Here is a 25,326-nt window from a genome sequence, read left to right on the forward strand (position 1 = left end):
CGTTTTTGGCCCGCGTGCGTATCTGTCGCACGCGCGGAGCTAAAAGCGCCTGATCCTGAGCAAACGGCCTCTGGCGCAAGAAATAAACAACTAATAACGAACAACGAATACCCCCTCAATGGCTCATTTTAACCCTTGGCACGATGTGGAGCGCGGTGAAGACGCTCCGAAAGTAGTAAACGCCATCATCGAAATTCCGAAAGGCTCGAAGGGCAAGTATGAGCTGGACAAGGAAAGTGGTCTGCTGAAGCTGGACCGCGTGCTGTTCTCGGCCGTACATTACCCCGCCGCCTACGGCTTTATCCCGCAAACCTACTGCGACGACAAGGACCCACTGGATATTCTGGTGCTGTGCTCCGTGGACATCGTGCCCATGTGCCTGGTAGACGCTAAGGTAATTGGTGTAATGCAGATGATTGACCAGGACGAAGAGGACGATAAAATCATTGCCGTGGCCGCCAACGACGTGTCGGTGAACCACTTCAACGACATTGCCGACCTGCCCCCGCACATGCTGCTGGAGATGCAGCGCTTCTTCGAGGACTACAAAGCCCTGGAGCACAAGCACGTAAGCGTGGAGCGGTTCATGGGCCGCGAAGATGCTTACCGCATCATCGAGGACAGCGTGAAACTCTACGAGGAAACCTTCCCGAAAGGCAACCCCAAAGACGAGGAGGACGTAAAGGAGGCCCTCAGCTAATCCACCCTCCTTCCTTCTACACACCATGCAGCCCCCGGCCGTCAATTACTGGCGCCGGGGGCTGCTGCGTTAGGGCCACCTGCGGACTGCGCCGGCCTAGTACCTTTGCCCTGATGCCGGCTGCCCGTTCCTTTTCCGCGTTGCTACTGACCTGGGTGCGGGGAGGAAAGCGGGTGCTCGACGCCGTGCTGTACAGCAGCGTGTGGCTGTCGGGGGCGGCTTTGGGGCTGATGTGGGTCACGTTTCTGTTCTGGCGGGTCCACATTCCGGGGCGGCTGGGCGCGCTCATCTTCGCGGCCACACTTTTTCTCTACAACCTCGACAGCGTGCTGCCCTATAAGCAGAGCCAGCCGCCCGGCTTCTCGCGGCGCAAGCAGTGGATGCAGGCTCACCGCCGCCAGCTGACCCTGCTGACGCTGGCGGCCGGGCTGGTGGCGGGGCTGCTGTTTTTGCTGGATGGCCGCTTGCTGCGCCTCACGCCGTTTCTGCTGCACTTGGGCCTGATTTCGGTGCTGTACTCTATGCCGCTGCTCCGGCGCCACGGCCGCTGGTGGGCCCTGCGCGACCTGCCGCTACTCAAGGTGTTTCTTATTGCCTACGTCTGGGCCGGGGTCACCGTCTGGATTCCGGCTTTGTACCTGGGCCGCGCCGTAACCGAGCCGGTGGTGCTGATGCTATTTGCGCGGCGGTTTCTGTTCATTCTGGCCCTGGCCTCGGTGTTCGATATCCGGGACTACACAAAAGACCTAGCCACCGGCACCCGCACGTTTCCGGGGGTAATCGGCATTCGGGCCACCAAGTGGCTGGCGACGCTGGTGCTGCTGCTGGCTGCCACGCTGGTGCCACCGGGTACGCCCGCCGGGCAGGAGCCCGTGTTGCTGCTGCCGCTGCTGGCGGCGGCCGGCGTTATCTGGGGAGCCCGCGAAAACCGGCCCGACTACTATTTCGCCCTGCTGACCGATGGCGTGATGGTGCTGCAGTTTCTGGCCGTGTGGTGGGCCAGCCGGGGCTCGGCCGGGTGGTTTTCCGGAGTGGCGGGCTGATTTTTGGCAGAAAACACCTATTCTTGCCCGCCCCACCTGCTGCGGGCGTGTAAACCTGTATCGGTGAGAATGTTGAATCTCCTACGAGCCACTGCGGCTGTGCTACTATTGCTGATGGCTAGTCCGGCCCGCAGCCAAACCCAGGAACCCGTGGACCTGGTGAACCCGCTGATGGGTACCGATTCCAAGCCGAGCCTTTCCAATGGCAACACCTACCCGGCCATTGCGCTGCCTTGGGGCATGAACTTCTGGCTACCCCAGACCGGCAAAATGGGTAGCGGCTGGGCCTACCAGTACTCCGCCGACAAGCTCAAAGGCTTCAAGCAGACGCACCAGCCTTCGCCCTGGATGAACGACTACGGACAGTTTGCCCTCATGCCCATCACCGGCAAGCTGCGCTTCGAGGAAGAGGAGCGGGCCAGCTGGTTTTCGCACAAAGCGGAGGTGGCCCAGCCGCATTACTACAAGGTGTACCTGGCCGACCACGACGTAACCGCCGAGCTGACGCCCACCGAGCGGGCGGCACGCTTCCGCTTTACCTTCCCGCGCACCGATAGTGCCTACGTGGTGCTCGATGCCCTCGATAAAGGCTCCCACGTCCGGATTTTGCCGGAGCAGCGCCGCATCGTCGGGTACACCACCCGTAACAGCGGCGGCGTGCCGGCCAATTTCAAAAACTACTTCGTTCTGGAGTTCGACCACGCGTTCAGCACCACCACCATCTACCAGGATAAGGTGCTGGATGGCAAGCTGCTGGAAGCTACGGCCAACCACACGGGCGCGGTGGTGGGCTTCAAAACCCATAAGGGTGAGCAGGTGCAGGTGCGGGTGGCGTCGTCCTTCATCAGCCCGGAGCAGGCCCTGCGCAACCTGGAACAGGAAATCGGGGCCGCTGACTTTGAAACGGTGAAGCAGAAAGGCCGGGCCGCCTGGACCCAGCAGTTGGGCCGCATCAAGGTAGAAGGTGGCTCGGAGGCGCAGCAACGCACGTTTTACTCCTGTCTGTACCGCAGCCTGCTGTTTCCGCGCAAGTTCTACGAGCTAGATGCCGCCGGCCAGCCCGTACACTACTCGCCCTATAACGGGCAGGTGCTGCCCGGCTACCTCTACACCGATACCGGCTTCTGGGACACGTTTCGGGCTTTGTTTCCGTTCCTGAATCTGTTGTACCCCGGCGTCAACAGCCAGATTCAGCAGGGGCTGGTGAATACCTACAAGGAAGGCGGCTGGCTGCCGGAGTGGGCCAGCCCGGGCTACCGCGACATTATGGTGGGCAACAATTCGGCCTCCATTGTGGCCGATGCCTACCTGAAAGGTGTGCGCGGCTACGACATTAACACGCTGTATGAAGCCGCATTGAAGGGGGCCAATAACCAGGGGCCGCTGGAAGCCGTGGGCCGGGCCGGCGCGGGCTTCTACACCAAGCTCGGCTACGTACCCTACGATGTGAAAATCAACGAAAGCGCGGCCCGCACCCTGGAATACGCCTATGACGACTTCGCCATTGCTCAGCTGGGTAAAGCCCTGGGCCGCCCCAAAAAGGAAGTGCAGCTCTACGAAAAGCGCAGCCAGAACTACCGCAACCTTTTCGATAAGCAAACCGGCCTGATGCGGGGCAAAAACCAGAACGGCACGTACCAGACGCCCTTCAACCCCTTCAAATGGGGTGATGCCTTCACGGAGGGCAACAGCTGGCACTACACCTGGTCGGTGTTTCATGACGTGCAGGGGCTGATGAACCTGATGGGCGGCCCACGGCCGTTCGTGGCGGCGCTGGATACCGTGTTTACCCTGGCCCCGGTGTTTGATGCCTCTTACTACGGCTCGGTTATCCACGAAATCCGGGAAATGCAGATTGCGGGCATGGGCAATTACGCCCACGGCAACCAGCCCATCCAGCACATGACCTACCTCTACAACTACGTCGGGCAGCCCTGGAAGACACAATATTGGGTGCGCGAAACCCTCAACCGCCTCTACCAGCCCACCCCCGACGGCTACTGCGGCGACGAGGACAACGGCCAGACCTCTGCCTGGTACGTGTTTTCGGCCTTGGGTTTCTATCCGGTGTGCCCCGCTACCGACCAGTACGTGCTGGGCGCCCCGCTCTTTCCCAAGGTGACCATGACGCTGGAAAACGGCAAACAGGTAGTGCTGAACGCGCCCAACAACAGTGCGGCCAACCGCTACATCAACACCCTCACGCTGAACGGCCAGGAGTACAACCAGAACTGGCTCAACCATGAAACTCTGCAACAGGGCGCCACGCTGAACTTCGATATGGCCCCCGAGCCCAACCTGCGGCGGGGAGCCACCCTGAAAGCCGCGCCGTATTCCGTTTCAAAGCCGGTGCGGTGAGGCCATTAATTCCTGCAAGGCTGGCCCGATAAAGCGCACCAGGTCGCCGGCCACGAGGCCCGCTTCGCCGGTTTCCCGGGCAGCCAGGTCGCCGGCGCGGCCGTGGGCGTAGAGGCCCAGCAGGGCCGCATTGAGGGGAGAGAGGCGTTTATCGGCGCGCAGGGCCAGTAGCAGGCCGGTGAGCACGTCGCCGCTGCCGCCGGTGGCCATGCCGGGGTTGCCAGTGCTGTTGAAATAGATGATGCCATCGGGTGTGGCCAGGACGGTGTAGGCTCCTTTCAGCACGCAGTAGCAGCGGCGTTGGCGGGTGAAGGCTCGGAGCTGCTCCAGGCGGTGGTAATCGTCGCGGGCAGGCTCTCCGGTTAGCCGCTCGAACTCCTTGGGGTGCGGCGTCAGTAGGGTATCGGGGGGCAGCAGGTCCAGCAGGTCACGGTTGGCTCCCAGCAGGTTCAGGGCGTCGGCGTCGAGCACCAGCGGCACCTTAGCCTTATGCAGCAACTGGCGCAGTACCTCCCGGCTGGCCTCCGCCTGGCCCAGCCCCGGCCCCATGCCCACGGCGGCGTAGGGCTGCAAGTCGGGTAGCTCGGTGAGGAAGTCTGGGGCGGGGTCGGTGAGGCACATGGCTTCGGGCACGGTGGTTTGCAGGATGAAATAGCCCACTTCCGGCACCCGCACCGTCAGCAAACCCACGCCCCCGCGCAGGCAGGCCGAGGCCGCCAGCACCGCCGCGCCCACCTTGCCCCGGCTACCCGCCAGCAGCAGCGCGTGCCCGAAAGTGCCTTTGTGGCTGAACTTCGGGCGCGCCGGCAGGCGTCCCTGTAGGAAAGCCGCGTCCACATAGTAGTTATCCACCGCTGTTTTGTGGATAACCACGGGCTCCAACCCGATTGGCAAAATGTGCCATTCGCCCACGAAACCAGCATTCTGTGGCAACAGGAACGCCAGCTTGGGTAGCTCGAAGCTGACGGTATACTGCGCCTGTACTACCGCGCTGTCGGGCTCTTGGGCCGCATCGGCAAACAACCCCGACGGAATATCCACGGCTACTGTGAAGGCAGCGGCGGCGTTCAGGTACGCCACCACGGCCGCCGCCAGGCCGGTAAGCGGCCGGTTCAGCCCCGCGCCAAACAACGCATCCACTACCACCGCGCCGGCTGGGAGGTCCGGAAGGCGGGCGGTATCCAACTCCTGACAACTGATGCCGTCGGGTAGCTGGTGGCGGTTGGCGGTAAAATCGGCGGAATACCGCTCGGCGGGCAGCAGCCAGACGTGTGCCACGTAGCCGGCTTCGTGTAGTAGGCGGGCTAGGGCCAGCCCGTCGCCGCCGTTGTTACCGGGGCCGCAGAATAGGTGAATCGGGGTGGTGTAGGTGGGCTGCAGCGTCGTCAGCAGCCAGTCGAGCAACGTTGTGGCGGCGCGCTCCATCAGCTCCAGGGAGGTAATGCCTTGCGCTTTGCTGGTGGCCTGATCGAGGGCGCGGGTCTGGGCGGGGGAGAGGAGTTTCATATTCTGCCTATACTTGAAACCTACTTACTCCGATACGTGATGCGCTTCATTCTCTGGCTGGCGGCCCTGTCCCTCGCGGTTGCCTGTTCCGAACAACGCTCCTCCCCTGAAACCACGGTGGCAAGTCCCGCAGCGCCTGCGGCCGTTGTTCCTGTTGATGCTGACAACGTAGTCCGCGTGCAAAACCTGCCGCTCAATCAGCTGCCGGCCGGAGTGCCACGCCAACCGGGCCGGGTATTGGAACTAAAGCAATGGAGGGATAAGAATGGACTGAATCTGCTGGTACTTACGCGCAGTCCTGTCCGCGACGACCCGCCCCAGCCCGATGGGCCGGAAGAAGCACAGTCGGTGGATATGTATGCCCGCCAGTATGTACAGCGGGCTGGCCAGTGGCAGGAGCTATGGCACCTACAAGATGGGGTGGCTGGCTGTCCGTTTGATCTGGGACTGGGGCCGGTGCCTGGGGCCACGGCTGTAACCGACCTGGATGACGACGGACTAACCGAAACGACGCTGCTGTACTCGCTTACTTGCACCAGCGACGTAAGCCCGGCTACCCTGAAGCTCATTATGCACGAAGGCGCGGCCAAGTACGCATTGCGCGGCTATACGGTAGTGCAGTACGACTCGATTCCAGCTTCCGAGCGCCGTCCCGCCAATGCCTGTTGTCTGGATACCATCAGCGCGGCCCGGCTGGAAGTACATTACGAGTTGTTTGGCGGGCGCTACGAAAACGAGAAGGATTTTCGGAAGGCCCCACCCGCCTTTCTGCGGTTTGCCCGGCAGGAATGGCGGCGGTGGTCGGTGCAGGGAAATACGCTGGAAGAACTTTGAAACACACCGGTAGTGTGAGAAAACTTCCCGCCCGCCTCTGCGTTTGCACAGCAGTTACTTTGCTGACCTTATCTTCCCAACCCATGCAAACCTGGAACGACGTAATCCGGCTGGCCAACCACGGCAGCCCGGCCCCCGATAAGCGCGTAGAAAAAACCGATGCCGAGTGGCGCGCCCAGCTCACACCCGAGCAGTACCACGTTACGCGGGAGCACGGCACCGAGCGGGCCTTCACCGGCGAATACTGCGAGGCCCACGAGGCCGGCCTCTACGCCTGTGTGTGCTGCGGCACCCCGCTCTACGACTCCCGCACCAAGTTTGAAAGCGGCACCGGCTGGCCCAGCTTCACCCAACCCGTCGACGAAAGCGCCATTCGCTACAAGAAGGATACCAGCTACGGTATGACCCGCGTGGAAGTGCTCTGCAACGTCTGCGACGCCCATCAGGGCCACGTCTTCCCCGATGGCCCGCCCCCCGGCGGCTTGCGTCTGTGCATCAACTCGGCCAGCGTGAAGTTGGTGAGTGAGACGCAGAAGGCGTAGAAAGCATACTCTATCAGCACGAAAAAGCGGGCCGCAGATGTTATATCTGCGGCCCGCTTTTGTCTTTCTCTAAATATTAACGGAAAAACTCTTTCGAGTTAATGTTGTAGTGCACAATTTTTAGGGAGTCATTTGCCTCGCGCTCCAGTCTGAAAGTTTCTGCAGCCTCGCCTTTGGTGTACTTATTTTTGTACTGCAACTGATACTCGCCCGATGGATTAGTGCCACTGGTAACTTTGGTTGTCCAGTTTTCTAGAGAAGTACTTTGCAACTGCCCTAATACTTCGTCGCGCTTTTTGAAAAGCTGCATTACCTCATCCCGCGAAGCAGCTTGCCAAAAACGGGCCGAAAACAGCTGTAGATTGGGGGTAATTTGGCTGACCTTCTGATTAGAAAAGTAACCATCCATCAACTTTTCGGCTACCATTTTATCCTGTTCGTTATTCAGACGGGAGGAATTGAAGTGGCAGGCAGTGAGGCCAGAGAGTACAGCGCCTACCAAAGAGGAGGCGACAAAATGATTTTTCATTAAAGACACAGATACAAAATCAGCAAGTAGAATACCAGAGCCAACAGGTTTGCTACTTGCCAAAATACGAGCTTCGCCGTAGAAATTCAGTCCGTTTTTAGTTGTTCTGCCGCCCACCCCACTTTTCCTCCCACCCATGTCTTTGCTCTTCACCGATTTTGCTTCCTGGGGCGCGCATTGCGCCGCCACCGGCGAGCCGCTTTACCAACCCGTGCTGGCCTACGAAATCGAGCAGAAAGGCCGCACTGAAGAACAAATCTGGACGGGGCTGCAACGCGCCTACGATGTGATGCGCGACGCCGTGCATACCGGCCTCACCCAGGACATGACGTCCCGCTCAGGTATGGTAAACAATGGGGCCAAGAAAATTGCCGCCTCGCCGGTAACCGTGCTTTCCCCCGAGTTCAAAAACCTGATTACGCGGGCCCTGGGCGCGAAGGAAGTGAATTCGTGCATGGGCCGGGTGGTGGCCGCGCCCACGGCCGGGGCCTCGGGCATTCTACCGGGCGTGCTCGTAACGCTCCAGGATATTCATAAGCTGGAAGACCGCGCCATTCTGGAAGGCCTGCTGGTGGCAGCCGGCGTGGCCCTCATCATCGAGCAGAACGCCTCTCTCGCCGGCGCCGTGGGCGGCTGTCAGGCTGAAACCGGCTCGGCGGCGGCTATGGGCGCGGGAGCCATTGTGTATTGCCTGGGCGGCTCGGTAGAAGAAACGTTTGCTGCCGTGGCCATTACCATTCAGTGCATGCTGGGCCTCGTCTGCGACCCGGTGGCGGGCCTGGTGGAAGTGCCCTGCGTGGTACGCAACGCCTCGGCCTCGGCCATTGCCTTCAGCTCCGCCCAGATTGCCATTGCCGGCGTCGACCCGGTGATTCCCGTGGATCAGTGCGTGGCGGCCCTGGGCGAAGTTGGCCAGTCCATGGAAACCCGGTACAAGGAAACGGCCCTCGGCGGCTTGGCCAATACACCCCGGGGCCGGGAAATAGAGAAGATGGTGCTGGTGCAGGACGTCCACATCCTGCCTGACGAAGACCAGCAGTAAGGACTAAATCGGTTTGATTTCCGGGGCCATAACGAGCCGGGCCAGATATGCAACGGCCCCGGCGTAGCGGCTCCGTAGCTCTAGGTATTGTTCCCAGGCCCCGTTTTCCTCCTGAAGCGCAATACCGGCCGCTCGTAGCTGCTGGCAGGCCAGCGCAAAATCGTGGCGGTGCGGCTCGTCGGGAGCGGGGCCGGCTGTATCCTGGGCCTGGGCCTCATATTTGAAGTAGCGCGCCACTCGGTTGATGGCCACGCAGCCCGCTTTGAAGCACAACACCATGTGCGGGTCGCGGGGCTGGGACACGGTACTGCTGATGAGGGCCGCCGCATCCAGAATGACATCGGCGGCCGTTACCCAGGAGCGGCCCGGCTGCGGGGAGCGGAAAAACGCCAGAATGGCCAGGGACGTGTGCGTTTCTTCAATTTCCACGAACCACTCTTCCCAGGCCTGCCACTGCTGGCTGTCATCCTGAAAGGAGCCGGTTCGGTTGAGCCACAGCAACAGCTCCACCGCCGAGGCTTTGATGCCAGCCCGCAGTTCCAGCCGGGCTACTGTGAGCTCCCGCCGGGAAAATGCCTGGTACATGGTGGGCAGATAAGAAATGAGCAGTGTGAGCAGCAGCAGCCCCAGCGTAGCCTCGGAGTACGACATGACGCTGGCGACCAGCCCATGCGTCGGCTCATCGGCCCCGATGGTAAGCAACGAACTGGCACTGATGCGGTAGCAGCGCGTCAGGTCGCCCTCATCCAGGGCCCAGAAAATAGCGGTATACCCGAGGCTGACCACCGTGAGCCACACAATAGGTAAGGCTACCAGGCCTACCGGGGCGTACAGGGCCATTACCTTATCCCGCTGACTGTAGGTGCGACCCAGCGCGGCCATACCTTCAAACGCCCGCCGCACCACCCGAAACACCCAGGTATTCAGCAGGGCCGACTCATTCCGGGGCAACACAAACGACTGAATGGCCGCCAGTACGGTGGACGCGACCAAAAAAGCACCAGCCGCAAAAGCCAGTACCCGAAACACTACATCAGGCATATACAGAAACACGGGCGGCTGCAGTGCCGCCCTGCTTGTACTGCCAGGGTTGCTATAGAGTTGGCTGACTGATCGATTTCCGTTCCTTCCAGAGCTGGCGGAAGGTTTTGGGGGCCACCTGCACGGCGTCGCGGCGCTTGTTCCAGCCTACTTCGCCCAACAGGCGGCTGAGCACCCAGTTTTTACCGGCGGCGGGGGCCAAATCCCACACCCAGCGGTGCTTCATGCCATACAGCCACAGCCCCACGGCCCGACGCTCCTCTTTTTCGGTGAGGCCCTCCTGCACGCTTTGCTGGCGGTTTTTGAGCAGGATGTTGTGAATGGGAATGCGCACCGGACACACCGAGGAACAGGCACCGCACAGGCTGCTGGCGTAGCTCAGGTGCTTGTTTTCGGCCATGCCCGAGAGGTGGGGCGTAATCACGGAGCCGATGGGGCCGGAGTAGGTAGCCTCGTAGGTATGGCCGCCGATGTTTTTGTACACCGGGCACACGTTCAGGCAGGCCCCGCACCGGATGCAGTTCAGGGCCTCACGCTTATCGGGCTGGGCCAGCAGGTTGGTGCGGCCGTTATCGAGCAGAATCACGAACATTTCTTCCGGTCCGTCTTTTTCCAGCGGCTGGCGCGGACCGGTATAGATGGTGTTGTACACCGTGACTTGCTGACCGGTACCGCTGGTGCTGAGCAGCGGCCAGAACAAATCAAGGTCTTGCAGCCTCGGAATCACCTTTTCGATGCCCACAATAGCAATGTGGGTTTTCGGGAACGTGGCCGACAGGCGGGCGTTGCCTTCGTTTTCGGTCACGCACACGGCACCCGTATCGGCAATAAGGAAGTTGCCGCCCGTGATACCCACTTCGGCCGAGGTGTACTTGTTGCGCAGCAGATGGCGGGCCGTGAGTACCAGCTTCTGGGCATCGTCGGTGTACTCAATACCGAGGTGCTTCACGAAGATATCAGCAATATCCAGCTTGCTCAGGTGCATGGCCGGCGTCACGATGTGGTAGGGCCGCTCTCCGTTCAGCTGCACGATAAACTCGCCCAAATCGGTTTCTACCGACTCAATACCGCGCTTCTCCAGGTACTTGTTGAGGTGGATTTCCTCAGTGGTCATGCTTTTGGCTTTCACCACGGTGCGGGCCTTCCGGCGCTCCATGATCTTGCCCACCTCAAATAAGGCTTCCTCGGCGTTCTGGGCCCAGATAACCTTGCCGCCCCGGGCCGTAAACTTCTCCTCGAACTGCAGCAGATACTCATCGAGGCGGTTAATTACCTCCGTTTTCAGATAGGAGGCGCGGCTGCGGGCCAGCTCGTGGTCCTGGTAGAAGCCCAAACCGGTCTGCACGGCGGCGTTGTACTTGCCAATGTTGAACCGGATTTTGCGCCGGTGCTCCAGATCAAAAGCCTTGTGGTCGGAATCAACCAGAAACTGGGCCGATTTCTTGGGGGCGGGCGTGAGAGTCGTCGGGTTCATGGCAGCACAGAGTACAACGGGTTCTTAGCAAAGATAAAAACCCGCCGGACCTTGAGAGGTTCAGCGGGTTTTTATTTGGGGTGACTCAGAATCGGAGTCATTGCGAGGCGCAGCCGAAGCAATCCTTCCTTATCAGGGTCAGAAGCCCTGAAAAGCAGAAAGCCCCTGGCGCCTAGTGCTGGCGTCAGGGGCTTGGAATAGGTCAGAGCTGGGGCCTGGAAAAGTACGGATTACTTCGCCTCCGGCTCGTAATGACAGACTGAGCTGTCTACTTTTTATTCGAATCCACTACAATGCGTTTGTCGCGGCTGGCGAGGTCCCAGGCAGTGTAGAACACCAGACGGGCGCGCTTCTCCATCTTCGGAAACTCGATTTTCTCGATTTCGTCGCCGGCACCGTGGTAGTCATCGTGCACGCCGTTGAAGAAGAAGGCTACCGGGATTTTATGCTTGGCGAAGTTATAGTGGTCGGAGCGGTAGTAGAAGCGGTTGGGGTCTTCCGGGTCGTTGAAGCGGAAGTCCAGGTCCATCTTGGTGTACTTCTCGTTCTGCGCCTGCAGAATGGTGTGCAGCTCGGAGCTGAGCTTGTCGGAGCCGATGACGTACACGTAGTCGCCTTTGCCCTCATGGTCCTTGTCGGTGCGGCCTACCATGTCGGTGTTCAGGTCCACCATCGTCTTTTCCAGCGGGAAGATGGGATGGTCAGTGTAATACTCCGAGCCCAGCAGGCCTTTTTCCTCACCCGTTACCGTCAGGAACAGGATGCTACGGCGCGGGCCGTGGCCTTCGTTCTTGGCTTTGACAAACGCCTGGGCCATTTCCAGCACCGTCACGGTACCCGAGCCGTCATCATCGGCACCGTTGTGTACTTCGCCGTTAATAATGCCGATGTGGTCGTAGTGCGCCGACAGCACCATTACTTCGTCCTTCAGGTCCGAGCCTTCGAGGTAGCCCAGCACATTTTCGGTCACGAAGTCCTCCGCCTTCTTGGGGGCTTTCACCACTACTTTGGCGGGCTTGAAGGGGCTGGCGGTGGGCTTGGCCGCCTTATTAACGGCGGCGGTGTATTTGGTTACGGCCGGGGCCGTGCTGCCCAGCAGCTTGTAGCCCACAGCCGGGCTCACAAAATACGCCGTGGGGCGGGTCGTCTGGGAGGCTTCCTTGAAGGCAATGCTGGGCCGGCTGATGTACGGGGCCATGCGGGCCGCCAGCTTCTCGAAGTTGCTGTTGGGGTTGAAATCCACAAAGAACACCGAACGAGCACCTTTCTGGGCCGCCAGCGTGAGCTTGGCCCGGAAATCCTGGCCCCATTTGCTGTTCTGGCCATCTTTGCCCAGCAGGGCCGCGCCTTTGTCGGTCTGGGGCTCGCCCAGCAAAATCAGCAGGTCCTTGCCCTTCACGTCGCCCAGGGCGGCATAGTCGGAGTAGCCATCCTGCTCAATACCGTAGCCCGCAAACACCGGCTGCACGCTGGTTTCCTGCGCGAAGCCGTTGCCGCCGAGGGCGTAGAAATCCGTCAGCCACTTGTAGCTGCTGGTCCCGATTTTCAGCGTGGCCCCATCGGCCCAGGAGCTGCGCACCATGGTGAAGTGCTGCAGGTAGGGGTTGTCGGAGCCCTGCACGGGGCCCTGCAGACCGAGGTCGGCGAACTGCTTGGCAATGTACTCGGCGGCCATTTTCTGGCCTTTCTCACCGGTTTCGCGGCCTTCATACGCATCCGAAGCCAGCACGGAAAGATGCTGGCGCAAATCGGCCTGGGTGATGGTTTCGGCGTAGCCCTGGGCCAGGTCGGCGGCGGGAGCAGGGGCGGCGGTTTCCAGTACCGGCGTGGCCGTTACTTCAGTTTTGGCTTTGCGCTTAGCTTTTACCTTGACTTTCTCGGGAGCCTGGGCCACCGCGGAGGTAGCTACGCCCGCGGCCAGCAGCCAGGTGAGCAGGGAAGTTTTGTTCATACAGCGTAAGAAGTGGTAGGGGTGGAGGTGGGCTAAAGACAAGGTGGCGGCAAAAGGCTGCATCCGGCAGCTGGTAGCGAGAAGCCTTTGTCTTCGAGTTCTGCTACACAGATATGCCCGGTCATGAGTAACAAAACGCGAAGCAGACTTCGCGCTACGGGGCTACTTGGTGATCAGTACCGAGGCGTAGGCGGCCACACCTTCGCGGCGGCCCACGAAGCCCAGCTTCTCGGTGGTGGTGGCTTTGATGCTGATGTCATCGGCGTCGATGCCCATTACCTCGGCCAGTACGCGCTGCATTTCGGCAATGTGCGGGTTCACTTTGGGAGCTTCGAGGCAGACGGTGGAATCGATGTTGCTGATGGTGTAGCCGCGCTCCGTGAGCAAACGCACTACTTCCTTCAGCAGCCGCTTGCTGTCGATGCCTTTGTACTGCGGGTCGGTATCGGGAAAGTGGAAGCCGATGTCGCGCAGATTGGCCGCGCCCAGCAGCGCGTCGCAGATGACGTGGATGAGCACATCGGCATCGGAGTGGCCCAGGGCCCCGTGGGTGTGAGGTACCTCAATGCCGCCAAGCCAGAAGGGCAGCCCGGGCTGCAGCTGGTGAACGTCGTAGCCGAAGCCAGTCCGGATTTTCATAGAGTTCAAAGGAAGGAAAACAGAATAGAGCGACAAGGTACGGTAATGCGGCCGTTGGGGAAGAGCAAAAAAAACCGCCGGCGGGTAAGGTAAAAACCTGCGCTGTGCGTCCGCACGGGCACACGGCCCGGAACCAGTGAAAAAGGATAGCAGAAATTTAATGGAAACTTTGGAATCATTAAAAGTTTCCGGCGTACCTTTGCTGCCGTAATCATGGAAATCAAAGACCGAATCTTACAGGCATCCATTGGGCTCTTCACCCGCAACGGGATTAAGAGTGTGTCGATGGACGACATTGCCACCCACCTGGGCATCTCCAAGAAGACGCTCTACAAGTGGTTCGAAAACAAGGATCAGATTGTCTCGGCCGTCATTGCCAGCCACCTGCACGGGGTGCAGGGTGAGTGTGAAGGTATCATCGGGCACGCCCGCAACGCGGTGGACGAGATGGTGCAGATGATGGACTGGGCCAAACGCCAGTTCTCCAACGTCAACCCCAATGCTATCCACGATCTGCGCAAGTACTATCCGGCCGCCTGGGGGCTGTTTCATGAGCACAAGAGCAGCTTCATTCTGCAGCAGATTCAGGCCAACCTGCGCCGGGGCGTAGCCGAAGGCCTCTACCGCGCCGACCTCGACATTGAGGTGCTCTCCCGGTTGCGCCTGGCTCAGATTGACGTGCTGTTTGATCCGGAAGTATTTCCGCACGCGCAGTTCGACCAGATGCGCGTGCAGATAGCCTGCAACGAGCATTTCCTGTTGGGCGTGGTTTCGCTCCGGGGCCACAAACTCATCAACGAGTACCGTCATGTGACGGAAGAAGAATAAGCTTCATCACCCGCTTTCCCTGATATGAAAAACAACATCCGCGTTTTGCTGCTGGCTACCGCGCCGGGCCTGCTGGCTCCCGCCGGGGCGGCCCTGGCGCAGACGGCTCCGGCCGCGCAACCAGCCCTGGCCACCTCCATGGCCACTGGGCTCATGCCGCTGTCGTTGCAGCAGGCCATCGACTACGCCGTCAAGAACAAGCCCACGCTGCTTTCCACGCGCCTCAACGAGCAGACTGCCCGGGCCAAGGTGGGGGAGATTAAGTCGGCTGGCTTGCCGCAGGTAAACGTGGCGGCTAACGTGGCCGACAACTTTAAGCTGCAGAAAAGCCTGGTAGATTTTGGCGCGCTGGGGGGCGGTAGCTCGGCTACGACCCTCACGCCCGCCGATATTGCCGCCGCCCAAAGCGGCCGGACGGTAAACCTGGGCACAGTAACGCTGCCCTCGGAGCCGGTGCCGCCACAGGCGTTTGCCTTTGGTCTGCAATGGGCCGGCAACACCAGCGCCTCGGTGTCGCAGCTGCTGTTCGATGGGTCTTACCTCATCGGGCTGAAAGCGGCCAAGGTGTACGAAGACCTGGCCAAGAAGCAGACCCAGCAGGCCGAAATCGACGTGGTGGAACAGGTGAGCAAGGCATACTACAGCACGCTCGTGGCCCGGGCCCGCCTCACGCTGTTGGCCCGCAACGTGCAGCGCCTCGATACGGTGCTGTATCAGACCAACGAAACCTTCAAGGCCGGTTTCGCCGAAAAAATTGATGTGGACCGGTTGCGGGTGCAGCGCAATAACCTGCTGGTGGAGCAGCAGAAAGCACAGCGCCTGACCGAATTGAGCGTGGCCCTGCTGAAATTCCAGATGGGCCTGCCCCAGAGCCAAACCGTTCAGCTCTCCGATTCGCTGGGGGCGGCCGTGGTAGATGCCGGGGCCTTGCGCCAGCGTCTGGGCGTAGCCAGCGCCGCTACCGGTGGCGGTGTAAGCGGACTGGGCGACGTGCCAACTGGTACGGCTCCAACAACCGGCAACACCGACGCGCAACGGCAGCAGGACCAGCAAACGGCCCTCAGTGGTGCCCGCACGGGCCAGCTAGCCGCCGCTTTCAACTACAACAACCGCATCGAGTTCAGTACTCTGGAAACCCAGCAGGCGTTGGCCGGGCTGGATCTGGCTAACCGCCGCGCCGGGGCTTACCCACGGCTGCTGGCTACGGCCGCCTACGGTTTCTCGGGCTCGGCCAAGAACCCCGGCGACCTGTTTGCCTTTCGGGGGCCTGACTCGCGGGCTGGCAACGGCTTCCCTAACCAGAATTGGTTCGGGTTTGGCAACGTGGGACTGAGCCTGCAGGTACCGGTGTTTGATGGCTTCCGCCGCAAGTACCAGGTGCAGCAGGCCCGCATTGCCCAGCAAACGGTGGAGAAAGGCTTCGAAACCCTGCGCCAGAGCATTGACCTGCAGGATGCCCAGAGCCGCACTACGCTCATCAACGCCCTGGACGTGCTGGATAATCAAAAGGCCAACCTCGACCTAGCCGCCGACGTGGCCCGCGTATCGCGCATCAAGTTTCAGGAGGGCGTAGGCTCGAACCTGGAAGTGGTAACGGCCGAAACCAGCCTGCGCGAAGCCCAGACCAACTACTACGCCGCCATTTACGACGTGCTGGTAGCCAAGGTGGACCGCGACAAAGCCACCGGCGAGCTGTATAACCAAGCCCGGAAATAAGAAGCCAGAAGTCAGAAGCAAGGAGCTAGAAGCTTCTGACTCAGTTGCCCAACCACGATGTTCTAGCTCCAAACTCCAAAGCTCCTAGCTTCTTCCAAAGATGAAATACCTCTCTTCTGCCTTTCTCCTGACTCTGGGCCTGCTGACTGCCTGCGGGGAAAAAGACCCCAAGGCCGAGCTGGCCAAGCTGAAAAGCGAACAGGCGGCCAACCAAGCCAAAATTGCTGCGCTGGAAGCCAAAGCCGGCCCCAGCGCCGATGCGGCCGTGCTGACCACGCCGGTTTCGGTGATTAAAGTGGCTCCCGAAAGCTTCAAGAGCTACCTCGAAGTACAGGGTCGGGTTGATTTCGACCAAAACGCCACCGTAGCGGCCCGCGCTGCCGGTACCCTCACCAGCCTGCGCGTACAACGCGGCGACCGGGTAAGCAAAGGCCAGACCCTAGCCACCGTGGATGCCAGCATTCTGGATGCGAACATTGCCGAGCTGCGCACCCGCATGGATCTGGCCCGCGTGATATATGAGAAGCAGGACCGCCTCTGGAAACAGCAGATTGGTACCGAAATCCAGTATCTGCAGGCCAAAAACAACTACCAGGCCCTCCAACGCAACCTCTCCACCCTCAACCAGCAGCGCGCCCTGTACAGCGTGGTGGCTCCCTTCTCGGGTACGGTAGATGATGTGCTGCCCAAGCTGGGCGAAACTGTAGCGCCCGGCGCACCGGTCGTGAAGCTGCTCAGCAGCAGTGGTACCGGCAAAATTGTGGTAGATGTATCGGAAGCCTATGCCAGCCGCATTAAAGTAGGCGATAAGGCCTTGGTGACCATTCCCGACTTGGGGGGCGAAGAAGCTACGGCTACCGTCCGGGTAGTATCGAGCACCATCAACCCCACCAGCCGCACCTTCGTGACGGAGCTACGCCTGAACGGCAGCAAGGCCGGCCAGCTGCGCCCCAACATGGTGGCTAACGTCCGCATTCAGAACTACGACCGCCAGAACGCCACCGTGTTGCCCGTAGACCTGGTGCAGAAGGACGAACAGAACAGCTTTGTGCTGATAATAGGGCAGAGGGGTGGCCAGAAAGTGGCTGCCAAGCGCATTATCCAGGTTGGCCAGACTTACAACGGCAAGGTGGAAGTAACCAGTGGCCTTCAGCCCGGCGACCAGGTAATCTCGGCCGGCTACCAGAACCTGAATGAAGGCCAAGTAGTGACGCTGGAAGGAGCGCGGAGCTAGAACGTCAAAATCAGAACTCATGCAGGATCCCGAAAAAGAGTTTGGACCAACCAGTTGGTCGATTGATAATAAGACCAGTATTTACATCATCACGCTCATTCTGTGTGTGATGGGTATCTTTTCCTACATCAAGCTGGGCAAGGAGAAATTCCCGGATATCGTGATTCCCCGCATTATTGTGGCCACGATTTACCCCGGCACGTCGCCCACCGACATCGAAAACCTGGTGACGCGGCAGCTGGAAAAGGAAATCAAGAGCGTGAACGGGGTGAAGAAGATTTCTTCGACCTCGAACCAGGATTACTGTATCGTGGACGTGGAGTTTACCTCCGGCGTGGACGTGCAGTACGCTAAGCAGCTCATCAAAGACGCCGTGGACAAGGCGCAGAATGAACTGCCCAACGACTTGCCTTCACCGCCTACCGTGCAGGAAGTAAACCTCTCGGAACTGCCCATCATGAACGTGAACCTGGCCGGCAACCTGCCCGTGAGCCAGCTCAAGAAGTTCGCCGATGATTTCCAGGATAAGATTGAGGCCCTGCCCGAAATTACCCGCGTCGACATCATCGGGGCCCTCGACCAGCAGGTGAACGTGGACGTGGACCTGAATCGGCTGCGCGCTTCCCGCCTGAGCTTCTCCGATATTTCGGCCGCCATCGGCCGTGAGAACATTACTATTTCGGGCGGTTCCATTGACGTGGGCGAGCAGAAGCGGGCCGTGCGCGTAGCCGGCCAGTACGTGCGTGCCGCCGATATTGCCAACATCCAGGTGAAGAACCTGAACGGCGCGGCTGTGCGCCTCGGCGACATTGCCACTGTCACCGACGGCTTCAAGGACCGGGAGTCCTTCGCCCGCCTCGACGGCAAAACCGCCGTGACCCTGAACGTCATCAAGCGCCAGGGCGAAAACCTGATTGACGCCTCCGACAAGATCAAGCAGATCATCGACGAGTCGAAAAAGACGCTGCCCAAGGAGCTGACCATTACTGTCACCGGCGACACGTCCAACGACACCCGCGTTACGCTCCACGACCTGATCAACACCATCATCATCGGCTTTATCTTAGTAACGCTGATTCTGATGTTCTTCATGGGCACCACTAACGCCTTATTCGTGGGCCTCTCGGTGCCGATTTCCATGTTCTTGGCCTTCGTGCTGCTGCCGGGCTTCGGCTTTGCTCTGAACATGATTGTGCTGTTCGCCTTCCTGCTGGCCCTGGGTATTGTGGTGGATGACGCCATTGTGGTAATTGAAAACACCCACCGCTTGCTGCACGAGCATCCCAACCTGACCACGGCCCAGGCCGCCAAGTACGCCGCCGGCGAGGTATTCATTCCGGTATTGGCCGGTACGCTCACCACGGTAGCGCCCTTTGTGCCGCTCATGTTCTGGCCCGGCATCGTGGGCTCGTTCATGTTCTATTTGCCCGTGACGCTGATTCTGACGCTGATGTCGTCGCTTATCGTGGCCTTCATCATGAATCCGGTATTTGCCGTGAGCTTCATGGAGCGCGAAGACCACCACACCGGCGAAAAGCCCAAAGTGACGCGCAACTTCCTCATTGCCATGGGTGTCATGGTGCTCATCGCGCTGGTGGGTTACGCGGCCGGCTCTACTTTCGTGGGCAACCTGATGCTGACGCTGGCCGTGTTCGTGGCCCTTGACCGGTTCGTGTTCGTGCACATGATTGCCTGGTTCCAGACCAAGGCGCTGCCCCGCTTCCAGGATGGCTACGCCAGCCTCGTCGGCTGGGCCATTGGCCACCCCGTGCTGGTGATGGTGAGCATGCTGGTGCTGTTCGTGGTGTCAATTTTCGCCGTGGGAGCCCGCAATCCGAAGGTGGACTTCTTCCCCAAAGGCGACCCGAAATTCGTGTACACCTACCTCAAAATGCCGGTAGGCACGCGGGTGGATGTAACCGACTCCATTGCCCGCGTACTTGAAAAGCGCATCTACGGCGTTATCGGTAAAGATAATCCCGACGTGGAATCGGTGATTACCAACGTGGCCATCGGGGCCTCCGACCCCGGCGAAGCCTCCGCCGCTGGTACTTCCCAGTCGAACCTGGCCAAGGTGGCCGTGGCCTTCAAGGAGATGAGCGACCGGACCGGCCCGCCCACCGCCACCTACATGGATAAAATCCGGGAGGTAGTGAAAGGCATTCCCGGTGCCGAAATTGCCGTGGACCAGGAGTCGAGCGGCCCGCCCACCGGTAAGCCCATTGCTATTGAGGTAGCCGGCGACGACTACCCCAAGCTGATTGCCTTGTCGAAGGACGTGACCCGCTACATCGAGTCGAAGAAAATCGGGGGTATTGAGCAGCTGCGCTCCAACCTGGAAGACCGCAACCCCGAAATTGCGGTGAACATCGACCGGATCCGGGCCAACCGGGAAGGTATCAGCACGGCCCAGATCGGCGTGGAAGTACGCACGGCCATCTATGGCTCGGAAGCCAGCAAATTCAAGACTCCCGACGACGAGTACCCGATTCAGGTGCGTTATGCCAAGCCCTACCGCGACGACATCGACGCCATCCTGAACTCGCCCCTGACCTTCCGCGACGCTACCGGCGCCATCCGCCAGGTACCCATCTCCTCAGTGGCCGATGTGAACTACGGCACCACCTACGGCGGCATCAAGCGCAAAGACGTGAAGCGCGTAATCACCATCTCATCGAACGTGCTCAGCGGCTTCACCGGTCCCGACGTGGTGGCGCAGATTGAAACCGCCCTGAAAGCCTATCCCACGCCGGACGGCTACAGCATCAAGATGGGCGGGGCCCAGGAGGACCAGAAGGAAACCTCCGATTTCCTTGGCATTGCTGCCGTGGGCGCCATCGGCCTCATTTTCCTCATCCTCGTGATGCAGTTCAACTCGGTCAGCAAGCCGGTTATCATCCTCACCGAAATCATCTTCTCGGTGATTGGGGTGCTGCTGGGCCTGGCTATTACGGGCATGAACATCAGCATTGTGATGACGGGCGTGGGCATTATCGCCCTGGCTGGTATCGTGGTGAAAAACGGGATTCTGCTGGTGGAGTTCACCGACATCCTGCGGGCCCAGGGCATGCCGCTGCGCGAAGCCATTGTGCTGGCCGGCCGTACCCGCCTCAACCCGGTAATTCTGACTGCCACGGCCGCCACGCTGGGCCTGATTCCGCTGGCTATTGGTTTGAACATCGACTTCTACGAGCTGTTCAACTCCGGCCACGCCAACTTCTTCATTGGTGGCGAGTCGGTAACGTTCTGGGGCCCGCTGGCCTGGACCATCATCTTCGGACTGGTGTTTGCTACCGGCATCACGCTGCTGGTAGTGCCGGTGATGTACCTGCTGACGGAAAGCCTCAAACTGCGCCTGCAGAAGCACCCCGAAACCCCCGCCGACGCCGAAGAGGTGGAGGCCGCCACGCCTCCGGTGATGGCCGAGTACTAGTATCTGACCAGGCCCGGGCGGCACGTAACCTGATGCGTTGCGTGCCGCCCGGTGCCCCAGATAACGCCCCGATTTTTCTGACCGCGCTTGCAACCATTTCCGGCGCTCGAATACTCCTCCGCCCGAACGGGCGGGCTAGTGCCGGAGCTGGCCCTGCTTGCTCGCTTTTTCTCTCTCGTACCCTGTCGTTTCTCGTATGGTTCTCCTGACGACTACCGCCCCTAAAACAATTCAGCAGCAAGTGCTGCGCATCATCAGCAAGCGGAAGGCCATCAAGGCCAAGCGCCTGCGTATCGGTACCGACCTGAGCCGCGAGTTTGGCTTCGATACCGTGGATGTAGTGGATATCATTCTGGAGTTGGAGCGAAACTTCCACATCACCATCCCCGATGAAGTACCCCTGGCAACGGTGGGTGACTTCGTGAAATACGTGGTGTCGCACACCCCGGCCCGGCAACAAGCCGCTTAACGACTTACCGTTGCTTCTATCCGTTTACAGGAAAATGAAGTAGCGGAGTACCCAACTACGTCAGAAGCCCCGTGGGGGCAGCGCACTACGGTGCGGCTGCTCCCACGGGGCTTCCTTATTGGTACTGGCCTGGACTAGAAACTACCGAACGTTACCGCCTGCATCACCCCCATTGGGCCGGCTGTCCGCCGATTCATTGGGTTCCCGGGTGCTGTCGGTTGTGGTGGTAGCCACGTCAGAATAGGGTGTAGCGGAAGTATGTACTTCAGAAGAGGTCTTGGGGTGGCCCGATGCGGAAGCAACTGGGCGGGCCGGCTCATCATCCGACACTACAACGGCATCCTCTACCACGCTGGGGCGGGTTTTCTCCCACTCGAGAAACCTATCCAGCTCCTCTTTAATAGTCGTGCTGAACCAAGCCACCAAGGCTACGTCATCTAACAGACCCAGCACCGGAATAAAGTCCGGAATGAGGTCAATAGGACTTAGGAAGTAAATAGTCACGGCCACGGCCGCTACCACCGTAGAAGTGGGCAGGCCCGTGTATTCACCCGAAACCGACGTGCGAACCAGTCGCAGCATTGTCTGCAGGGTTTCCCAGGCTTCGTGCGCAATAGAGCCAACGTCCTTTTTGTCGCTGGCTTTGGTATATGCGTCATTCAGCAGCTGCTTCATGCGCGTAGGCTTCTTGATATATTCTTCGGCCTTACCGACGAATTTCTTAAAAATCGGGGAGGAGGCTATGTCCTCACCTTTGGGAGTTTGCTTATCCATGTGTGCGGAGGGAGAGAAAGGAGTAGACCGAATGTAGCGTCTGACTTTGGGCTATACCGCCATTTCAGTAAAATGGTTTTCAGACCTAAGGTCGCAGAAAAAACAAAAACGCCCCGTTTGCAAAAACGGGGCGTTTCAAACTGTAAAAACTAGCTGGTCTACCGCTCCACGCGGCCTGCTGCGTAAAAATTGCGGCTGTAGTAGGCTTGGTTCAGGGAACTTACCATGACGCCGCCGCCGCAGGCTGAGTGAGCGAATTTGCCATCCTTCAGGTAAATACCAACGTGGTAGATGGGCTGGCCCGGACCTCGACGGAAAAACACCAAGTCGCCGGTCTGCATTTCATCCTTCTGCACATGTTTCACGCTGGTGAACATGGAGCGGGAACTGCGTTGCAGGGTTACGCCGTACACTTCTTTAAATACGCGGGTCACAAACCCGGAGCAGTCGGTACCGCTTTTGCTGTTGCTGCCGTAGCGGTAAGGAGTGCCCAACCACGATACCACGGTTTCCAGCAATGATTTGTCTTCTGTATAGCTGGCTTCAATGCCCAGCCGATGCGCTACTTTATCGTAAGCTACCGAATCGGAGGCGGTGAGCAGGCGGGGTTCCTCTTCCCCTGAGAACAGGGTGCTGAGAAGAGAAGCTTGCTGCGTAGTTGCCAGAGGCGAAGCGGAATTGGCAGCGGGGTTTTTTTCGAAGAAAAAAGACAGGACCATCGAGGCCGCGGCGAGGCAATACAGAATGCTGTTTTTCATTGTCCGTCGTGGGAGGGAGGATGCGCTGCCGAAGGCGGGCCGGCAACGTTGTGCGTGCTTCTTTTTGACCGATAGGCAACCGGAAATCCGGATGACAAAAACGTGATGAAAATACCCTTTTCAGGCGTCGAATCTTATGAATAAGACGACGGCCATTGGTTAAAGCTAACCCTAAATACCCAGAAGCACCAAGCTTTTATCCCGAATTGGGTGTAAGTTCTTCTAAGGACACAACTTGTTTTTGAAAAAATTACACTCAAAAACCCAACTAGTTCAAAATGCCCTCCGTATACTCCGCCCTGTTTTTCCTGCCCCATGCAACAGCCCCGCATCGTCGAAAATTCGCCCTTTGCCCGTTTGGCTCGGCTCAAATTACGTGCGCCTAATGTGGCCATGGTGCTGGGCAACAGCATTCATCTGAGCGGCGTTACGCGCGAACAGTTTCTGCAGGATCCGTTCTGGGTGGCCCACGAGATGGAGCACATCCGCCAGTTTCAGCAGTATGGCCGCCTGGGTTTCTTGGCCCGCTACCTGCGCGACTGGATGCGGCACGGCTACTTTAATATTCCTTTTGAAGTAGCCGCGCGCGAAGCCGCCGAGCGGGATGCTCACCTCTACGCCCAGGGCAAACCCCTCCCTTCAATTGCCGAGCGCCACCCTACGCCGAAGGTGAAATTGTGAAATGCTGAATTCGATGTTCAGCATAATAAAATACAAAGCCCTGTTGGAGCGGCATTGCCGCCCCAACGGGGCTTTGAGTAAATGGAAAGATGGTTTCTACCGTTCTGTTTGCGTCGCTTGTGCCGACAGAACGGCAAACGCACCACTTCACAAATTCACCATTTTATAAAGCTGCCAGCCGGCCGCCATCGGCCACCAGGGTGGTGCCGTTGATAAAGCTGGCTTCGGGGGAGGCCATAAAGCAGATAGCCGCCGCCAGCTCCTCGGGCGTGCCTACCTGGCCGGTTAGCTTCTCCTTGCCGCTTTTGATATTGGGGTTGCTCCAGAGCATGGGCGTATCCACGGCCCCCGGAGCTACGGCGTTAATGCGGGCGTGAGTGTGCGGAATTTCTTGGCTGAGCCCGCGCACAAATGATTCGGTGGCCCCTTTACTGGCAGCGTAGGGAATTACATTGGCAGTGGTTTGCTGGGCATGTACGGAGCTGACGGCCACAATAGCTCCGTGCTTCATGTGCGGCAGGCAGAGTTGCGTAAGCCGGAACAATGGCCGCAGGTTCACCTGCATCAACTCATCCCATGCTTTAGGGGCCAGCTTTTGAATGGGGTCGAAGGTCATCATGCCGGCGTTGCTGATGAGCACGTCAATCCGACCCCATTCCTTCAAGGTGCGCTCTACGGCCTGCACCAACTGGCTGTCTTTGCCCACATCGGTGCGGATAAATAATGCCTCGCCGCCAGCCTGCGTGATAAGGCGGACGGTTTGCTTCCCTTCATTGGCGTCGCGGCCCAGCACGGCAACGCGGCCTCCTTCGCGGCCTAGGCGTACGGCCACTGCCCGGCCAATACCTGAAGTAGCCCCCGTGACAAGGCATATTTTATCCTGAAAGCGTTTGGCAGAATCGGCAACGGGCGTGAAGGGCATCGAAAGGGAGTTAGGAGAAGTACGTAGCAACCCAAACGGGAAGCTCCTCCGGATGTTTAGCAGCGGGCATCCTTCCCCATTGCCTGAAGGGCTGAGAAGGAGGATGAAAAACAGAAAATCCGGACTGTCAACCACGGAAAATACCGGGAACAGGCTGGATATGGGCCGTTGGCTAAGCAGCAAAGTAACCTTCTGTGTACTTTTCACGAATAGGGGAGAGAACTGGCCTTGCGGCCGTTCCACTAACTCTTCCTATCACGCAAATCCTACTCCCATGAGCACACAAAAATCACATCAGCCCGGCGCTCCAGCCCATAAGCACATCACCTTCACGCCCGCCAGCGAAGTGTCCGGCTCGTCGGAACAGTCGGAACAGAACGATTCGACTGTGAACACCCAGTCGGTATCCACCCGTCAGGATGGCCAGCAGAAGTCGTGGCTGGACCAGCAGCAGTGGCTGAAAAATATTGATGTAAACCAGCTCTCCCAGCAGGTAAAAGATATCAGCTCCAAAGCCAAAGACCTCGGTACGAAAGCCGTAGATCAGGTGAACCGGCTCACGCCCACCCAGAAGGTAGTAGGTGGCGCGCTGTTGGTAAGCGGCCTGAGCTGGCTGGCTTTGCGCTCAAAGAGCAGTGCCCCGAAAGGCCAGACCTACCGTAGCAGCAAAGACGAAGACACCACCTGGAAAAACTCCAACGAATCGGTGTACCGTGGGGCTACCCGCAGCTACGGCGAGGACGACTACGCCGCTGACCTGTAAGGTACCGTAGTTTTCATTATACACAAGAGGGCCCGATACAATCGGGCCCTCTTGTGTGTATGGGGCAGGAAAAGTCTTACTGCCAGAGG

At 59.3% G+C, this 25,326-nt stretch carries 21 protein-coding genes and 1 pseudogene; 13 read left to right on the plus strand and 9 right to left on the minus strand.

Annotated features, from left to right (window positions below; translation table 11 throughout):
- Nucleotides 1-118: 118 nt before the first annotated feature.
- The 3 genes from HSW_RS02865 to HSW_RS02875 all read left to right on the plus strand — a co-directional run bounded on the left by HSW_RS02865 (nt 119) and on the right by HSW_RS02875 (nt 4,101).
- Nucleotides 119-700: an inorganic diphosphatase gene (locus HSW_RS02865; RefSeq protein WP_044000754.1), complete on the plus strand. Its 582-nt coding sequence runs from the start codon at nt 119-121 to the stop codon at nt 698-700.
- A 113-nt stretch (nt 701-813) separates the two neighbouring features.
- The gene (locus HSW_RS02870; protein WP_052346044.1) at nt 814-1,743 is read left to right on the plus strand and encodes a UbiA prenyltransferase family protein; all 930 of its coding nucleotides are present in this window, start codon (nt 814-816) and stop codon (nt 1,741-1,743) included.
- Between the two features lie 69 nt (nt 1,744-1,812).
- Entirely contained in the window at nt 1,813-4,101 is a 2,289-nt protein-coding gene (locus tag HSW_RS02875) for a GH92 family glycosyl hydrolase (protein WP_044000755.1), read from the plus strand.
- Here the strand turns inward: HSW_RS02875 and HSW_RS02880 are convergent.
- Nucleotides 4,084-5,607: a bifunctional ADP-dependent NAD(P)H-hydrate dehydratase/NAD(P)H-hydrate epimerase gene (locus HSW_RS02880; protein ID WP_044000756.1), complete on the minus strand. Its 1,524-nt coding sequence runs from the start codon at nt 5,605-5,607 to the stop codon at nt 4,084-4,086. The genes HSW_RS02875 and HSW_RS02880 overlap by 18 nt on opposite strands.
- A 39-nt stretch (nt 5,608-5,646) precedes the next feature.
- Between HSW_RS02880 and HSW_RS02885 the strand changes: the two genes are divergently transcribed.
- Together HSW_RS02885 and msrB are read left to right on the plus strand one after the other, a co-directional pair.
- Nucleotides 5,647-6,441 (plus strand): M949_RS01915 family surface polysaccharide biosynthesis protein, encoded by a 795-nt coding sequence (locus HSW_RS02885; protein WP_052346045.1) that lies wholly within the window; start codon nt 5,647-5,649, stop codon nt 6,439-6,441.
- Nucleotides 6,442-6,524: 83 nt separating this feature from the next.
- Nucleotides 6,525-6,983 (plus strand): peptide-methionine (R)-S-oxide reductase MsrB, encoded by a 459-nt coding sequence (msrB, locus tag HSW_RS02890; RefSeq protein ID WP_044000757.1) that lies wholly within the window; start codon nt 6,525-6,527, stop codon nt 6,981-6,983.
- 76 nt (nt 6,984-7,059) lie between these two features.
- On the opposite strand, the gene HSW_RS02895 is transcribed toward msrB, so the two are convergent.
- Nucleotides 7,060-7,665, minus strand: coding sequence for a hypothetical protein (locus HSW_RS02895; RefSeq protein WP_155832799.1), 606 nt, complete (start codon nt 7,663-7,665; stop codon nt 7,060-7,062).
- Here HSW_RS02895 and sdaAA point away from each other — a divergent pair.
- Nucleotides 7,649-8,554, plus strand: coding sequence for an L-serine ammonia-lyase, iron-sulfur-dependent, subunit alpha (sdaAA, locus tag HSW_RS02900; protein ID WP_044000759.1), 906 nt, complete (start codon nt 7,649-7,651; stop codon nt 8,552-8,554). The genes HSW_RS02895 and sdaAA overlap by 17 nt on opposite strands.
- A gap of 3 nt (nt 8,555-8,557) precedes the next feature.
- Here the strand turns inward: sdaAA and HSW_RS02905 are convergent, their stop codons facing one another.
- The 4 genes from HSW_RS02905 to ispF all read right to left on the minus strand — a co-directional run bounded on the left by HSW_RS02905 (nt 8,558) and on the right by ispF (nt 13,659).
- A complete protein-coding gene (locus HSW_RS02905) occupies nt 8,558-9,595 on the minus strand; it encodes a hypothetical protein (protein ID WP_052346046.1) in 1,038 nt (345 codons plus the stop codon).
- A 52-nt stretch (nt 9,596-9,647) separates the two neighbouring features.
- On the minus strand, nt 9,648-11,069 hold the full coding sequence (locus HSW_RS02910; RefSeq protein ID WP_044000760.1) for a LutB/LldF family L-lactate oxidation iron-sulfur protein: 1,422 nt from the start codon (nt 11,067-11,069) through the stop codon (nt 9,648-9,650).
- A gap of 268 nt (nt 11,070-11,337) precedes the next feature.
- The gene (locus tag HSW_RS02915; RefSeq protein WP_044000761.1) at nt 11,338-13,020 is read right to left on the minus strand and encodes a M28 family peptidase; all 1,683 of its coding nucleotides are present in this window, start codon (nt 13,018-13,020) and stop codon (nt 11,338-11,340) included.
- Between the two features lie 162 nt (nt 13,021-13,182).
- Nucleotides 13,183-13,659, minus strand: coding sequence for a 2-C-methyl-D-erythritol 2,4-cyclodiphosphate synthase (gene ispF, locus HSW_RS02920; RefSeq protein ID WP_044000762.1), 477 nt, complete (start codon nt 13,657-13,659; stop codon nt 13,183-13,185).
- A gap of 213 nt (nt 13,660-13,872) precedes the next feature.
- On the opposite strand from ispF, the gene HSW_RS02925 reads away from it, so the two are divergent.
- The 5 genes from HSW_RS02925 (at nt 13,873) to HSW_RS02945 (ending at nt 21,339) form a co-directional block, all read left to right on the plus strand.
- Nucleotides 13,873-14,487, plus strand: coding sequence for a TetR/AcrR family transcriptional regulator (locus HSW_RS02925; protein WP_044000763.1), 615 nt, complete (start codon nt 13,873-13,875; stop codon nt 14,485-14,487).
- Between the two features lie 24 nt (nt 14,488-14,511).
- On the plus strand, nt 14,512-16,203 hold the full coding sequence (locus tag HSW_RS02930; protein WP_044000764.1) for a TolC family protein: 1,692 nt from the start codon (nt 14,512-14,514) through the stop codon (nt 16,201-16,203).
- 100 nt (nt 16,204-16,303) lie between these two features.
- Nucleotides 16,304-17,437 (plus strand): efflux RND transporter periplasmic adaptor subunit, encoded by a 1,134-nt coding sequence (locus HSW_RS02935; RefSeq protein ID WP_044000765.1) that lies wholly within the window; start codon nt 16,304-16,306, stop codon nt 17,435-17,437.
- Nucleotides 17,438-17,456: 19 nt separating this feature from the next.
- Nucleotides 17,457-20,870, plus strand: coding sequence for an efflux RND transporter permease subunit (locus HSW_RS02940; RefSeq protein ID WP_044000766.1), 3,414 nt, complete (start codon nt 17,457-17,459; stop codon nt 20,868-20,870).
- A gap of 196 nt (nt 20,871-21,066) precedes the next feature.
- Nucleotides 21,067-21,339, plus strand: a complete 273-nt coding sequence (locus tag HSW_RS02945) for an acyl carrier protein (RefSeq protein WP_044000767.1) — start codon at nt 21,067-21,069, stop codon at nt 21,337-21,339.
- 420 nt (nt 21,340-21,759) lie between these two features.
- Here the strand turns inward: HSW_RS02945 and HSW_RS25055 are convergent.
- A pseudogene (locus HSW_RS25055) lies at nt 21,760-22,113 on the minus strand (YkvA family protein); the annotation flags it as partial.
- A 158-nt stretch (nt 22,114-22,271) separates the two neighbouring features.
- Entirely contained in the window at nt 22,272-22,871 is a 600-nt protein-coding gene (locus HSW_RS02955; RefSeq protein WP_044000768.1) for a C40 family peptidase, read from the minus strand.
- Nucleotides 22,872-23,186: 315 nt separating this feature from the next.
- On the opposite strand from HSW_RS02955, the gene HSW_RS02960 reads away from it, so the two are divergent.
- A complete protein-coding gene (locus HSW_RS02960) occupies nt 23,187-23,552 on the plus strand; it encodes a hypothetical protein (protein ID WP_044000769.1) in 366 nt (121 codons plus the stop codon).
- A gap of 163 nt (nt 23,553-23,715) precedes the next feature.
- On the opposite strand, the gene HSW_RS02965 is transcribed toward HSW_RS02960, so the two are convergent.
- Complete coding sequence (locus tag HSW_RS02965) at nt 23,716-24,504, minus strand: SDR family NAD(P)-dependent oxidoreductase (RefSeq protein ID WP_231501344.1); 789 nt, start codon at nt 24,502-24,504, stop codon at nt 23,716-23,718.
- Between the two features lie 244 nt (nt 24,505-24,748).
- Here HSW_RS02965 and HSW_RS02970 point away from each other — a divergent pair, with 244 nt between their 5' ends.
- The gene (locus tag HSW_RS02970; protein ID WP_044000771.1) at nt 24,749-25,237 is read left to right on the plus strand and encodes a hypothetical protein; all 489 of its coding nucleotides are present in this window, start codon (nt 24,749-24,751) and stop codon (nt 25,235-25,237) included.
- Nucleotides 25,238-25,326 lie beyond the last annotated feature (89 nt).

The organism is Hymenobacter swuensis DY53 (genome assembly GCF_000576555.1).
Taxonomy (GTDB): Bacteria; Bacteroidota; Bacteroidia; order Cytophagales; family Hymenobacteraceae; genus Hymenobacter; species Hymenobacter swuensis.